Genomic DNA, 13,473 nt, shown 5'->3' on the forward strand with positions numbered 1-13,473 from the left:
TTTGTAGGAGCTGCCGCAGGCTGCGATCTTTTAGCCGCGATCCTTGCCCCGCAACATGCTGTCCAGCACGTCATCGCGGCGCACCCAACCGTGAAACAACGCCGCCGCCAAATGCAGCAGCACCGTCAAGAACAACAAATACGCCAGATACCCGTGAGCCTTGCGCAGGAACGCAAACACCTGCGCATTCGCCGGTACGATCGACGGCAACTGCAACGAGCTGCTGAGCATCACTGGATCCCCCGCCGCCGAAATCATCGCCCAGCCCAGCAGCGGCAAAATCAGCATCAAGGCGTACAGCAACACATGCGAAGCCTTGGCCGCCAGCGCTTGCCAACCCGGCAGATCCGCCGGCAGCGGTGGCTGTTGCGTGGAAAAACGCACGGCCAGGCGCACGATCACCAGCAGCAGAATCGCGACGCCCAAGGGTTTGTGCAGATGAATCAGCCACTCATGACGCTCGGACACCGAAGCGGCCATGCCCGCGCCGATAAACAGCATGGCAATGATCATCAGCGCCATCAGCCAGTGCAGCAATCGCGCTAAAGGCGCGAAGTGGTTCGGTTGAGCGCTCATTGACGAGACTCCTGTTTATTCGCAGCGGGCAACTGGCTGACTTCGCTGGTACGACGCAAGTAGGAAGTGGCGTACCCCGCTGAACGAGCGACGAGCAATGGGTCGTCGGAACTTTCTATGCCGGCGGGCAGTACCAGTGGGTCGTAGTTGATGTCACGGCATTCGCCATTGAGTTGCGGCTGAGTGCTTTCGAGCACCAGGGTGCCGGCGTTCAACACTTTGCGACCCTCGGGCCAGGCTTTGCTGGCGTCGTTGACCGGATCGCCAGGGTTGGCCAGGGTGATGTTCAGCTGCCAACGCAGCGGCCCTGCGGAAATGCGCTGAACCAGGTCTTTCTCCAGGAAATCACCCCCCTCTGGCGCCATTGCGCCCGCAGCGTCCTGAGCCACCGGCACCATGCTCCAGCGCACCGCCCGCCGCTGTCCCGCAGCGTTCACCAGGTAAAACGCATTGACGCTGTTGTAGGTTTCCGTCACGTAACTGGCCGACGGCTTGGCGGTTTTGATCCAGGCCAGGAACGGTGCAGCTTCCGGATGCGAACCAAAGAACGCGGGCACCGCAGCGGGGTTCGGCTTGCCGGTGGCCGGGTCGGGTGACTGGGCTTGTTGCAGTTGATAGAACGCCTCGGGCGTGCCAACCGGGAACACCGGCATGCTGTTCATCCCGGTGCGCCACTGCTGGCCGTTGGCCTGGGTGAATCGCAACGCCAGGCTGCGGATTGGCACGCTGTTGTCTGGCGCATAAGGATTACCGGCCGGCAATGCAAAACGCCCGACCACCGGGGTCCGCGCGTCATTGAACACCTGAGCGCTGGAATAGCTGCGCGCCTCACCGCTGCTCTCGAAATGCCCGATCACACACACGCCTTTGGAGTGGTTACGCCGGAAACCCGGGTGCACGCCGTTGTTGGTCTCCAGCACATTGATCAGCTTTTTCGGCGTCAGACGCTGTGGGTCGAAGGTGCCGTTGACGTAGGCAAAAGCCCCGGCCAGGGCGGCAACCACCACAGCGATACCGGCCAGACGTAACGTCAGGCTCGCGGCACTCAAGGGTGGCCGGGTTGGCGGTGATGAGCGATCTACCATGAAAGACTCCAGGGCCATCGGCCACAAGTGAGAAGGATCAAGCAGACGAACCCCACGGTGGTTTATTCCATCGCGCGGTATTTATTTTTTCAGGCGTGGAATAACCTCCAATGCCGGGCGTCTTCCGGGTGTCCGATCTCACAAATACGTTCCTTTTTTGGCGAGTGGCTGTTGTTGCCAGGCAAGGCGCCGCGACGCGTCATAGCTCGCTATGGCAAGGAGCGGCAACGCAGTATGGCGACAACAGACGCCGCCAAAAAGGAAACGTATTTGTGAGACCGGACACCCCCTAGCGTAGTGACTAGCCAGAACTTCATGAACGATATCGACGAACAACTGAGAGAAATCATTCCCAGATTGCGCCGGTTTGCCGTGTCGTTGACGCGCAATCCCAGCAGCGCCGACGACCTGGTGCAGTCTTGCCTTGAGCGCGCGCTGTCGAGTTGGGGCGACAAACGCCCCGAGGGCGACTTGCGCGCCTGGTTGTTTTCGATTCTGTATCGACAGTTTCTCGATGCTCACCGGCGCTCCCGGCGTTATGCGCGGATGCTCGAACTCTTTACCGGGCGTGACGATACACAGCCGTCGGTGGAACGCACCGTGATCGCCCAATCGACCCTGAAAGCCTTCGATCAACTCAGCACAGAACAGCGCGCCCTGCTGCTCTGGGTCTCGATCGAAGGCTTGAGTTACAAAGAGGTCGCCGAGATTCTCGACGTCCCCACCGGCACCGTGATGTCCCGCCTGTCCCGTGCCCGCCAAGCCTTGCGCCAGTTGAGCGACGGCGAAATCACCCGCCCTTCTCTGCGGAGACTCAAATGATCAGCCTGCCCCCAAACGAGCGTGACCTGCACGCCTACGTCGACCAGCAACTCAGCGATGCCGACCGACGTCTGGTGGAAACTTTTCTGGCCAGCAACGCTGAAGTGGCTGCCAAAGTGCGTGCCTGGCAGCAGGACGCCCAGCAATTGCGCGCGGCATTGAGCGGCGCCCTGCAGCAACCGGCCAACCCGGACCTCGACCCGGCGCTGATTCGCCAACGCCTCAAACGACAATCTCGCCGTCACCTGGCCAGCGCCGCCGTGTTGCTGATCGCGGTCAGCGTCGGCGGATTCAGCGGCTGGCAAGCCCGGGAGATGACGCTCATCAGTGCCCAACTGCCGATGACCGATGCCCTGCAGGCCTATCGCCTGATTGCCCAGCAAGGCATCCTGCCGGCCGATTACAAAGTCAGCGACGACGGTGACATGCAGGGTTGGCTCGACCGCTATTTCACTCAGGCCAATCGCTTGCCTGACCTCTCGGGCGCCGGTTTCAAACCGGTCAGCGGGCGCTTGCTGAGCACCGAGCAAGGGCCGGCGGCGATGGTGGTCTACGAGGATCAAAGCGGCCATAAAGTCAGCTTCTACGTCCGCCCACCGGGCCCGAAAAACTACCTGTTGCCGAGGGGCAGTCGCAGCGATGGCGAGTTGCAGGCCGAGTACTGGTCAGGGGGCGGGTATAACTACGCGATGGTCAGCCCGAGCGATACGCCGGCGGCGCAGTTGCTCAAGCAAACCGTGCAGTTCTGAGCACACCACCGCTCCCACAGTGGATTTATGGAGGTTTGTGGACCGTGTTCAACCCTGCCCGAAGACTTGGGATGGCCTACGCAATAACGGGTCGAACGGGTTGATCCGCGGCCCGATCAGTGCCGCTTCGCGCTTGAGCATTTCCACCACTGTCGGCAAGCGATCCGGCCCCAGCCGATCACTCACGGTCGCCACACTCAGTGCTGCCACGGCCCGCCCTTCACGATCCAGAATCGGCACCGCCACCCCGGCCATGCCCTGCAACACTCCGGTGTTGCGTCCGGCATAACCCAGCTTGCGCACGTTCTCGACTTCCGAGCGCAGAAACACCTCGTCGTACAGGTGGAAATCCTTGAGCCTCGGCAAGTTGTAGTGAATCACTGTGTCGCGTTCCTCTTCTGGCAGGAACGCCAGAATCGCCAGGCTGCCCTGCCCCACACCCAGTGCTACGCGCCCACCAATGTCACCGGTAAAGGTGCGGATCGGAAACGGACCTTCACTGCGGTCCAGGCAGATCGCATCAAAACCACTGCGCGCCAGCAAGAACAACGAATCCCCCAACGATGCCGACAGCCGCAGCAACGCCGGACGCACCAGTTCGCGCAGGTTTCCAGTGTTCCCGGCACGAGCCGCCAGGGCGAAAAACTCCAGACTCAAGCGATAGCGTTTGCTGCGCGCATCCTGCTCGACCATGCCCTCATCCATCAGGCTGCGCAGCAATCGGTGCGTGGTCGGTTGGGACAAACCAATGCGCTGGGCCAGTTGCGTCACCCGCTCCCCGCCCTCGACGGTTTCACCCAGACTGCGCAGCACGGCAAACAGTCTGGAGACCGCGCCTACACCGACATCACTTTTGCTTTCATTCCGCTCAATGGAATCTGTCATGGGTTTTCTCGAGTATTAATTTACTCACCGAATGAAACTGAAAATATTCATCGCTTCAGTGAAATAGGCCATTGAGCCCATCCTATTCTTCGTCCTACTCTGCGTCCAGACAGGGGCGATTCGAACAACAGCGGCAGCCGACTAGAGTCGAGCGCCAACGCACCCAGCAAGACCTTTTCGTATCTGCCCATACAAAAAAGCGCGCCTTCGGGCGACGCATAACAATCTCAGGTGGAGCGCAGTTATGGCTTTTGTGCAACTTGAAGGACTCGGCAAACGTTACGGTGAGATCGACGCCGTCGTTGCTACCAACCTCTCGGTCGACAAAGGCGAGTTCGTCTCGCTGCTCGGCCCCTCCGGATGCGGCAAAACCACCACCCTGCAAATGATTGCCGGCTTCGTCGAAGTCAGCAGCGGACGCATTCTGCTGGACGGTCGCGACATCACCCACGCCAAACCCGCCAGCCGTGGCTTGGGCGTGGTGTTCCAGAGTTACGCGCTGTTCCCGCACATGACGGTGAAAGACAACGTCGCCTTCGGCCTGCGCATGCGCAAAGTGGCCAACGGCGAATTGCAGCAGCGGGTGGACCGGGTGCTGAAACTGGTGCGTCTGAACCCGCATGCCGAGCGCTACCCGCGAGAACTCTCCGGCGGCCAGCGTCAACGTGTTGCGTTGGCTCGAGCCCTGGTGATCGAGCCCCCGGTGCTGCTGCTTGATGAGCCGCTGTCCAACCTCGACGCCAACCTGCGCGAAGAGATGCAATTCGAGATCCGCCGCATCCAGCGCGAAGTCGGGATCACCACATTGATGGTCACCCATGACCAGTCCGAAGCGCTGTCCATCAGCGACCGGGTGGTGGTGATGCAGGCCGGGCGCATCACCCAGATCGACGCGCCTTACACCCTCTACGAACACCCGCGCACCGAGTTCATTTCCGGCTTCGTCGGCAAGGCCAATTTGCTACCCGGCGAGCGTGATGGCGCGGGTGTGGTCCAGGTTCGCAGTGGCGGCGAACTGACCTTGAGCCTGCGTCCGGAAAAAATCGATCTGCGGGACAAAGGTCAGGGCCGTCTGCAAGGCAATATCGTCAGCCGCTTCTTTCTCGGCAGCCAATGGCTGTACGGCGTATCGACGACCCTGGGCGAACTCAGCGTGGTTCGCCGCAACGACGGTTCGGCACCGCTGACCGAAGGCACGGCGGTCGGCCTCGATTGGGACGCAGCGTTGCTGCGGGTGCTCAGTGTCGACGAGGTGCCGGCATGAGTACGCTTGTCGCCATTCGCCAGGGACGCCAGGGTTACTGGCTGTCGGCACCGGCCCTGGCCTTATACCTGGGCCTGCTGGTTATCCCGCTGCTGCTGACCTTGGTGCTGTCGTTCAACGTCTTCGACTACAGCTCGGGGATCAACGGCGACGCCTACACCCTCGATCACTACAGCAGCCTGCTCGGCGATCCGTACTTCTACGAAATCTTTCTGCGCACGATGTGGATCAGCGCCCTGACCACCCTGCTCTGCGTGGTAATCGGCGTGCCCGAGGCCTACATCCTCAGCCGCATGGGCACGCCGTGGCGCTCGATTTTCCTGATTCTGATCCTCACCCCGTTGCTGATTTCGGTGGTGGTGCGCGCCTTCGGCTGGAGCCTGTTGCTCGGTGCCGACGGCCTGGTCAACCAGACCCTGCAAGCCTTCGGCGGCTCGCCGATGAAGCTGCTCTACACACCGTTCGCGGTGGTGATTGCACTGGTCCACGTGATGCTGCCGTTTATGATCATTCCGGTCTGGACCTCGCTGCAGAAACTCGACCCCGCCGCCGAGCAGGCCGCGATGTCCCTCGGTGCCAGCCACTTCACCGTGTTGCGCCAGGTGGTGCTGCCACAGATCATGCCCGGCGTGCTCTCGGGCACCTTGATCGTGTTCGGTCTCGCCGCCAGTTCGTTTGCCATCCCTGGCCTGCTCGGCGGACGCCGGATAAAAATGGTCGCCACGCTGATCTATGACCAGTACCTGTCGGAGCTCAACTGGCCGATGGGCGCGGCCATCGCCGTGGCCCTGCTGTTGCTCAACCTGCTGATCATGCTGTCGTGGAACCGGATGATCGAAGGCCGCTACAAGAAGTCATTGGGATAACTCGTCATGTCCAAGAACGGTCCTTTCGCCCTGCTGTTCCATACCCTGGTGGTGCTGTTCATGCTGGCACCGCTGGTGGTGGTTTGCCTCGTGGCCTTCACACCGGAAAACACCCTGAGCCTGCCGACCACTGAGTTTTCCCTGCGCTGGTTTCGCGCGGTGTTCGAGCGCGCAGACTTTGTCGATGCGTTCTACAACAGCCTGATCCTCGCGTTCTGCGCTGCCAGTCTGGCGACGCTGATTGCGGTGCCGGCGGCGCTGGCGATCACGCGCTTCGAGTTCCCCGGTCGCGACTTTTTCAACGGTCTGTTCCTGTCGCCGATCATCATTCCGCACTTGGTGCTGGGTGTCGCATTGCTGCGCTTGTTTGCGCTGATGGGCGTCAATGGCAGCTTCGCCTGGCTGATCTTCGCCCATGTGCTGGTGATCACACCGTACGTGTTGCGACTGGTGCTGGCGTCGGCCATCGGCCTGGATCGCAGCGCCGAACACGCCGCGCAATCGCTCGGTGCCGGGCGCTTCACGTTGTTCAGGGAAATCACCTTGCCGATGATTCTGCCGGGGGTCGCCGGTGGCTGGCTGCTGGCGTTCATCAACAGTTTCGATGAGGTCACTTTGTCAATTTTCGTCACCTCGCCGGCCACGCAAACCCTGCCGGTGCGGATGTACGTGTACGCCACTGAATCCATCGATCCGATGATGGCGGCGGTGTCGGCACTGGTGATTGGGCTGACCGCGCTGACGATGATTTTGCTCGACCGGGTTTACGGCCTGGATCGGGTTCTGGTGGGCAAACAATGAGGGCGCCATGGCTCTGCTGAAACGACTGGCCGAAGGCGACCGCCCGGCCTTGGACTTTACCCTCGACGGCACGCCGGCCACCGGCCTGCTCGGCGACACCTTGCTGACGGCGGTGCTGACCTGCAGCGAACACTTGCGCGGCAGCGACTTCAGCGCCGAACCCCGCGCCGGGTTTTGCATGATGGGTGCGTGTCAGGACTGCTGGGTAAGACTGGGCGATGGTCGACGCGTGCGCGCCTGTTCGACGTTGCTCGAAGCCGGGCAGCAGATCAGCCGCGAACCGGGGCGACACTTATGAGCACACCCTCGGTGGTCATCATCGGCGCCGGTCCGGCCGGGATTCGTGCAGCGCAAACATTGGTCGCCCACGGCGTTCGCCCGGTGCTGCTGGACGAAGCAGCACGCGGTGGCGGGCAGATTTATCGTCGACAACCGGCAAACTTCAAGCGCTCGCCGGTCAAGCTGTATGGCTTCGAAGCCGGCAAGGCCAACGCGCTGCATCAGACGATTGATGAGTTGCACGAGCAACTCGACTACCGTCCCGAGACGTTGGTATGGAACGCCGAGGACGGTGCGCTTGACACCTTGCATGAAGGCCGCGCCGCGCGGCTGGCGTTCTCCCGCGTGATCGTCGCCACGGGCGCCACCGACCGGATTCTGCCGGTACCGGGCTGGACCCTTCCGGGGGTCTACAGCCTCGGCGCAGCGCAGATCGCCCTCAAGTTTCAAGGCTGCGCTATCGGTGAACGCGTGGTGTTCGCCGGCAGCGGGCCGTTGCTGTACCTGGTGGCGTATCAATACGCCAAGGCCGGCGCCAAGGTGGTCGCTGTGCTCGACAGTTCGCCTTTCAGCACTCAGGCCCGCGCCCTGCCCGGTCTGCTCTCGCAACCGGCCACCCTGGCCAAAGGCATCTATTACCGCAGTTGGTTGACCGCCCACGGCATCCCGGTGCATCAAGGTGCCAGCCTCACAGGCATCAATGGCGATCAGCGTGTGCAATCGCTGACCTGGCGCAACGCGAAGGGCTATCAGCATCTTAATTGCGACGCCGTCGCCTTCGCCCACGGCCTGCGCAGTGAAACCCAACTCGCCGATCTGCTCGGCTGTGAGTTCGCCTGGAACCCGCTCAACCGCGCCTGGCTGCCGCAGCATGACAGCGCTGGTCGCAGCAGTGTCGCCGAGGTTTACCTGGCCGGTGACGGCGCCGGCATCATGGGCGCCGACGCGGCGGAAATGGCCGGCGAGCGCGCGGCTCTGGCGTTGCTCGAAGACATCGGTCACCTGATCCCACCGCAACGTGGGGCGCAATTGGAGCAGGCGCTGGGGCGGATCGATACCTTCCGCCAAGGCCTGGAACGGGCCTTCATCTTTCCCGAGAATTGGGCCGCCGATGCCCCGAATGACGTGATGATCTGCCGCTGCGAAGAAGTGCGGGCCGGCGACATTCGCCAAGTGGTGCGCGAGGGCCATTGGGAGATCAACCGGGTCAAGGCGCATTGCCGGGTCGGCATGGGCCGCTGTCAGGGACGGATGTGTGGCGCCGCCGCCGCGGAAATCATTGCCTGCGAAAGCCAGCGCTGCGTGTCCAACATCGGCAGGCTTCGGGCTCAGGCCCCCATCAAACCCCTGCCGTTTGGTTTGGAGGTCGAGTCATGATCGAAGTCGATGCCGTCATCATTGGCGGCGGTATTGTCGGCGCCTCCGCCGCGCTTTTTCTGAGCAAGGCCGGCCGGCGTGTCGCGCTGCTGGAGCGGGACTTCTGTGGCTCGCATTCCAGCGGCGTGAACTACGGCGGCGTGCGGCGTCAGGGGCGACCGTTGTCGCAACTGCCGCTGTCGCAGCGGGCCCACGACATCTGGGGGCAACTGCCGCAGCTGATTGGCATCGACGGTGAGTATCAGCGCAGCGGCCACCTGAAACTGGCCCGCAGCCTCAGCGACCTGCACGCCTTGCAAGACTATGCCGCCAGCAGTCGGGGCTTTGGCCTCGATTTGCAGGTATTCGAGCGCAGTGAATTACGCGCACGTTTTCCGTGGGTCGGCGAGGTCGCGGTCGGCGCCTCGTTTTGCCCCGATGACGGTCATGCCAACCCGCGACTGGTCTCCCCGGCGTTTGCCCGGGCGGCGCGGCGACATGGCGCACAGGTCCATGAACAATGCCCGGTGACGGCGGTGGAACACGACGGTCAACGCTTTCGCATCAGTACGCAAACCGGTCTGGAGCTACAGACGCCCTGGCTGCTGAATTGCGCCGGAGCCTGGGCCGGCACCCTGGCAGAACAGTTCGGTGAGGGGGTGCCGATGCGCGCCGGGCACCCGGCGATGCTGGTCACCGAGCCATTGCCGCTGGTGATGAATGCCAGCACCGGGGTCGAGGGCGGCGGTATCTATGCCCGTCAGGTCGCTCGCGGCAATTGCGTGTTGGGTGGCGGTCAGGGTTTTGCCCTCGACGACGCCCGCGCCCGGCCGGGCCAGCACGCCGTGATCGAGATCCTGCGTCAGGCCGTCGAGCTTTATCCGTTTCTTGAAGGCGCCCAGGCGATTCGCACCTGGAGCGGCACCGAAGGTTACCTGCCCGATCACCAACCGGTGATCGGCCACAGTGGCACTCAACCCGGTCTGTTGCACGCGTTCGGCTTTGCCGGCGCAGGTTTCCAGATCGCCCCCGCGGTGGGCCAGGCGCTCACCGAAATCATCTGCAGCGGCGCCTCAAAGACGCCACTGGATGCGTTTTCCATCACCCGGTTTCACTCCATCTCCGTTGCTTGATAGAGGAAGGTCGCGCCAATGAATAACGTCAAACGCAGTGCACTGCTCGGTTTCTCCTGTCTGACCGCCCTGCTCACGGTCACCCAGGCCCAGGCCGAACCGACGCTTTACCTGGGCATGAACGGCGGGACTATGGAGCGGCTATACGCCGACAAGGTGCTGCCGGTTTTCGAGAAGGCCAATAACGTCAAAGTGGTGATCGTGCCCGGCACCTCCGCCGATATTCTGGCCAAGGTCCAGGCCAGCAAAGGCAACCCGCAGATGCACGTGATGTTCCTCGACGACGGCATCATGTACCGCGCCATCGCCATGGGGCTGTGCGACAAACTCGAAGACAGCGCACCGCTGGCGCAGATTCCGGCCAAGGGCCGCATCAAGGATCAAGCGGTGGCGGTCAGCCTCGGCGTGACCGGGCTGGCGTACAACACGCGTCTGTTCAAGGAGAACGGCTGGACCGCGCCGACCTCGTGGATGGACATGGCCGACCCGCGCTTCAAGGACAAACTGGTGTTCCAGTCGATGGCCTCCTCAACCTTTGGCCTGCACGGATTCCTGATGTTCAACCGGATTCAGGGCGGCAGCGAAACCGACGTCGAGCCAGGCTTCAAGGCGTGGCCGAACACCGTCGGGCGCAACGTGCTGGAGTACATCCCGAGTTCGGCGAAGATTTCCGAAATGCTTCAGACCGACGAAGCCGCGCTGTTCCCACTGACGCCGACCCAGGTCACCGCCCTGAAACTCAAGGGCATGCCGGTGGAATATGCGCAACCGAAGGAAGGCGCCGTGGTGCTCAACGTGGCCGAATGTGCCATCGCCAACAACACCCAACCGGAACTGGCGCAGAAGCTCGCGGCCTTCTTGCTGACGCCGCAAGCGCAGGCCGCCGCGCTTGAAGACGGCGACCAGATCCCGTCCAACCCCAATACCCCGACCACCGACAAGACTCGCGGCCAGGTGGAGGCGATGAAGCAGTACCTGACCACTGCCATTGCGATCGATTGGGATCAGGTCAACGAACAGCGCCCGGCATGGAATGCGCGGTGGAATCGCAGTATCGAGCGGTAACTTCCGGCATAGCGCTATCTATGTAGCAGCTGCCGAGCCTGCGAGGCTGCGTTCGGTTCGGGCCGCGTTCGGACGGAGCAGTCGCCAATCCATTCTCTGCGGTTTTCTTGAATGACCGCGGTGTTTGGTTTTACGACTGCTCTGCAGCCGAACGCAGCCTCGCAGGCTCGGCAGCTGCTACAGGTCGACACAACTGGAATGGAAATTCCCCCTTTGGTTACACTACGGCGCGGCAGCTCGGGGAGCTGCCTGCCGATTACGGGGTGAAATCACAGTGGCCGTTCGACCGTCTGGCGCGCACGCGCAGCCGCTTGGGGCAGTTGGTCGAAATCAGGGACCCGTAGGTTTTGTGGCGTAGCTCATGCTCGCGATAGCGGCATGAGCTGCACCACACTTTTCCGGCTATCATGTCGCCCGTTTCCAGGCCTCCGCGCCCTCCTCTCGATCAAAGTGAATCTGTTCATGGATACCCTTGCCCAACTGCGCGCCGGCCAACTGTCGGGCGTTACCCGCCTGGACCTCACCGGCGGCCTGACGGAGTTTCCGCGAGAAGTCTTCGACCTGGCGGACTCGCTGGAAGTCCTCGACCTCAGTGGCAATGCCTTGAGCAGTCTGCCGGACGACTTGCACCGTCTGACCCGTTTGCGCGTGCTGTTCTGCTCGGACAATCTGTTCACCGAACTGCCCGACTGCCTGGGCCAATGCGCCGCTCTGACGATGGTCGGCTTCAAGGCCAACCGCATCGAACACGTGCCAGGCGCGGCCCTGCCACCGTTGCTGCGCTGGCTGATCCTGACCGATAACTGCATCACTGAACTGCCCGCCGAGCTGGGTGAACGCCCGCACCTGCAAAAACTCATGCTTGCTGGCAACCGCTTGCAACGCTTGCCGGAGAGCTTGCGTCATTGCCATCGACTCGAACTGATCCGCATCGCCGCCAATCGGTTGACCGAGTTGCCCGAGTGGCTGCTGTCCCTGCCGAGCCTGACTTGGCTGGCGTACGCCGGCAACCCGCTGGAGACCGAAGCCGATGCGGCCGCTCTCGAAGCCACGCCCCGCATTCCCTGGTCCGAACTGCGTCTGGAGCAGCAACTGGGCGAAGGCGCGTCAGGGGTGATTCATCGCGCAATGTGGGATCGACCGGGCCAACCGGCCACACAGGTCGCCGTCAAACTCTACAAAGGCGAAATGACCAGCGATGGCTCGCCGTTGCACGAGATGAACGCCTGCATCACCGCCGGTAGTCACCCCAACCTGATCCGGGTTGAAGGGCGCGTCGTCGGGCATCCAGAAGCCCAGGCCGGGCTGGTGATGCAGCTGATCGATCCGAGCTATCGCAATCTGTCCGGGCTGCCGAGCCTGGCGTCGTGCACCCGCGACGTTTACGCCAACGACACCCGGTTCAGCGCTGGCGTGGCATTGCGCATCGCCTGTGGCATCGCCTCGGCAGCCGAACATTTGCACCAGCATGGCATCACCCACGGCGACCTCTACGGCCACAACATTTTGTGGAACGAGCACGGTGATTGCCTGCTGGGGGATTTTGGCGCCGCATCTTTCCATGCCACCTCGGACAGCCTTGAAAGCCGTGCGCTGCAACGGATCGAGGTACGGGCGTTTGGTGTTTTGCTGGGAGAATTGTTGGAGCGGATCGACTCAGGGTTGAGCGATGAGGACTGTGTGCAGCTGGAGCAATTGCAGCAGCGCTGCTGTCAGCCGCAGGTGCTGGAGCGACCGGGGTTCAGCGAAATTATTCAGGCGCTGGCGGTATTGGCTTCAACCACTGGAAGCCAATACAAACCTGTGGCGAGGGACCTCCCCACAGGTCATCACACGCTCGAAGCGGTTTAACCCGCCAACCCGACAAACATGTCCTGCACGTCATCGTGGTTATCGAGGCCTTCGAGGAAGGCTTCGACTTCAGCCATCTGCTCATCGCTCAGACCGCTGACCGGATTTTTCGGCTGATAACCCAACTTGGCCGACAACACGGTGAAACCTTGCTCTGGCAGGGCTTTCTGCACGGCGTCCAGGTCCGCAGGCTCGGTCAGGAACAGGGTCGTGCCCTCTTCTTCGCCCGGCTCGAAATCCTGGGCGCCGGCTTCGATAGCGGCCATTTCCGGATCGGCGTCGGAGCTGTCCGGGGACGCCTCGATCATGCCGACATGGTTGAAGTCCCACGCTACCGAACCGGAAGCGCCCAATTGGCCCTTGCGGAACGCGACGCGGATTTCAGCAACGGTGCGGTTGACGTTATCGGTCACGCATTCAACGATCAGCGGCACCTGATGCGGTGCGAAGCCTTCATAGGTCACGCGATGGTATTGCACGGTTTCGCCCAACAGGCCCGCGCCTTTCTTGATCGCGCGATCCAGGGTTTCCTTGGGCATCGAGGCTTTCTTGGCCTGCTCGACCACCAGACGCAGGTGTGCGTTGGTGGCAGTATCGGCACCGTTGCGGGCAGCAATGGTGATTTCTTTTACCAGCTTGCCGAAGATCTTGCCCTTGGCGTTAGATGCCGCTTCTTTGTGTTTAACCTTCCACTGTGCGCCCATTACTCACTCTCTTGATCTGTGGCGCCGAGACATCTAT

14 protein-coding genes are annotated in these 13,473 nt (G+C 62.2%); 10 read left to right on the top strand and 4 right to left on the bottom strand.

What is annotated here, in order from left to right:
- Positions 1-30: 30 nt before the first annotated feature.
- Both QFW87_RS19615 and QFW87_RS19620 read right to left on the bottom strand, forming a co-directional pair.
- Positions 31-576: a cytochrome b gene (locus QFW87_RS19615; protein ID WP_056740290.1), complete on the bottom strand. Its 546-nt coding sequence runs from the start codon at positions 574-576 to the stop codon at positions 31-33.
- Positions 573-1,661: a catalase family peroxidase gene (locus QFW87_RS19620; RefSeq protein ID WP_283188623.1), complete on the bottom strand. Its 1,089-nt coding sequence runs from the start codon at positions 1,659-1,661 to the stop codon at positions 573-575. Before QFW87_RS19620 ends, QFW87_RS19615 begins: the two co-directional genes overlap by 4 nt.
- 315 nt (positions 1,662-1,976) lie before the next feature.
- Between QFW87_RS19620 and QFW87_RS19625 the strand changes: the two genes are divergently transcribed.
- A complete protein-coding gene (locus tag QFW87_RS19625) occupies positions 1,977-2,483 on the top strand; it encodes a sigma-70 family RNA polymerase sigma factor (protein WP_283188624.1) in 507 nt (168 codons plus the stop codon).
- Entirely contained in the window at positions 2,480-3,232 is a 753-nt protein-coding gene (locus QFW87_RS19630; RefSeq protein ID WP_283188625.1) for an anti-sigma factor, read from the top strand. Before QFW87_RS19625 ends, QFW87_RS19630 begins: the two co-directional genes overlap by 4 nt.
- A gap of 48 nt (positions 3,233-3,280) precedes the next feature.
- Here QFW87_RS19630 and QFW87_RS19635 read toward each other — a convergent pair whose 3' ends face one another.
- Positions 3,281-4,117: an IclR family transcriptional regulator gene (locus QFW87_RS19635; protein WP_283180951.1), complete on the bottom strand. Its 837-nt coding sequence runs from the start codon at positions 4,115-4,117 to the stop codon at positions 3,281-3,283.
- Positions 4,118-4,361: 244 nt separating this feature from the next.
- Between QFW87_RS19635 and QFW87_RS19640 the strand changes: the two genes are divergently transcribed.
- The 8 genes from QFW87_RS19640 to QFW87_RS19675 all read left to right on the top strand — a co-directional run bounded on the left by QFW87_RS19640 (position 4,362) and on the right by QFW87_RS19675 (position 12,732).
- Positions 4,362-5,381: an ABC transporter ATP-binding protein gene (locus QFW87_RS19640; protein WP_283188626.1), complete on the top strand. Its 1,020-nt coding sequence runs from the start codon at positions 4,362-4,364 to the stop codon at positions 5,379-5,381.
- Positions 5,378-6,247 (top strand): ABC transporter permease, encoded by an 870-nt coding sequence (locus QFW87_RS19645; protein ID WP_283188627.1) that lies wholly within the window; start codon positions 5,378-5,380, stop codon positions 6,245-6,247. The genes QFW87_RS19640 and QFW87_RS19645 overlap by 4 nt, the downstream gene beginning before the upstream one ends.
- Before the next feature lie 6 nt (positions 6,248-6,253).
- On the top strand, positions 6,254-7,048 hold the full coding sequence (locus tag QFW87_RS19650) for an ABC transporter permease (RefSeq protein WP_033057243.1): 795 nt from the start codon (positions 6,254-6,256) through the stop codon (positions 7,046-7,048).
- A 7-nt stretch (positions 7,049-7,055) separates the two neighbouring features.
- On the top strand, positions 7,056-7,346 hold the full coding sequence (locus tag QFW87_RS19655; protein WP_123366184.1) for a (2Fe-2S)-binding protein: 291 nt from the start codon (positions 7,056-7,058) through the stop codon (positions 7,344-7,346).
- Entirely contained in the window at positions 7,343-8,704 is a 1,362-nt protein-coding gene (locus QFW87_RS19660) for an FAD/NAD(P)-binding oxidoreductase (RefSeq protein ID WP_283188628.1), read from the top strand. Before QFW87_RS19655 ends, QFW87_RS19660 begins: the two co-directional genes overlap by 4 nt.
- Complete coding sequence (locus tag QFW87_RS19665) at positions 8,701-9,816, top strand: FAD-dependent oxidoreductase (RefSeq protein WP_283180955.1); 1,116 nt, start codon at positions 8,701-8,703, stop codon at positions 9,814-9,816. The genes QFW87_RS19660 and QFW87_RS19665 overlap by 4 nt, the downstream gene beginning before the upstream one ends.
- A gap of 18 nt (positions 9,817-9,834) precedes the next feature.
- Positions 9,835-10,881 (top strand): ABC transporter substrate-binding protein, encoded by a 1,047-nt coding sequence (locus QFW87_RS19670; protein WP_283180956.1) that lies wholly within the window; start codon positions 9,835-9,837, stop codon positions 10,879-10,881.
- A gap of 462 nt (positions 10,882-11,343) precedes the next feature.
- Complete coding sequence (locus tag QFW87_RS19675) at positions 11,344-12,732, top strand: protein kinase (RefSeq protein ID WP_283188629.1); 1,389 nt, start codon at positions 11,344-11,346, stop codon at positions 12,730-12,732.
- Here QFW87_RS19675 and QFW87_RS19680 read toward each other — a convergent pair.
- Positions 12,729-13,436 (bottom strand): YebC/PmpR family DNA-binding transcriptional regulator, encoded by a 708-nt coding sequence (locus QFW87_RS19680; RefSeq protein WP_283188630.1) that lies wholly within the window; start codon positions 13,434-13,436, stop codon positions 12,729-12,731. The two genes, QFW87_RS19675 and QFW87_RS19680, sit on opposite strands and share 4 nt — an antisense overlap.
- Between the last annotated feature and the right edge of the window lie 37 nt (positions 13,437-13,473).

The sequence above is a fragment of the Pseudomonas sp. PMCC200344 genome, from assembly GCF_030053095.1.
Lineage (GTDB): Bacteria > Pseudomonadota > Gammaproteobacteria > Pseudomonadales > Pseudomonadaceae > Aquipseudomonas > Aquipseudomonas svalbardensis.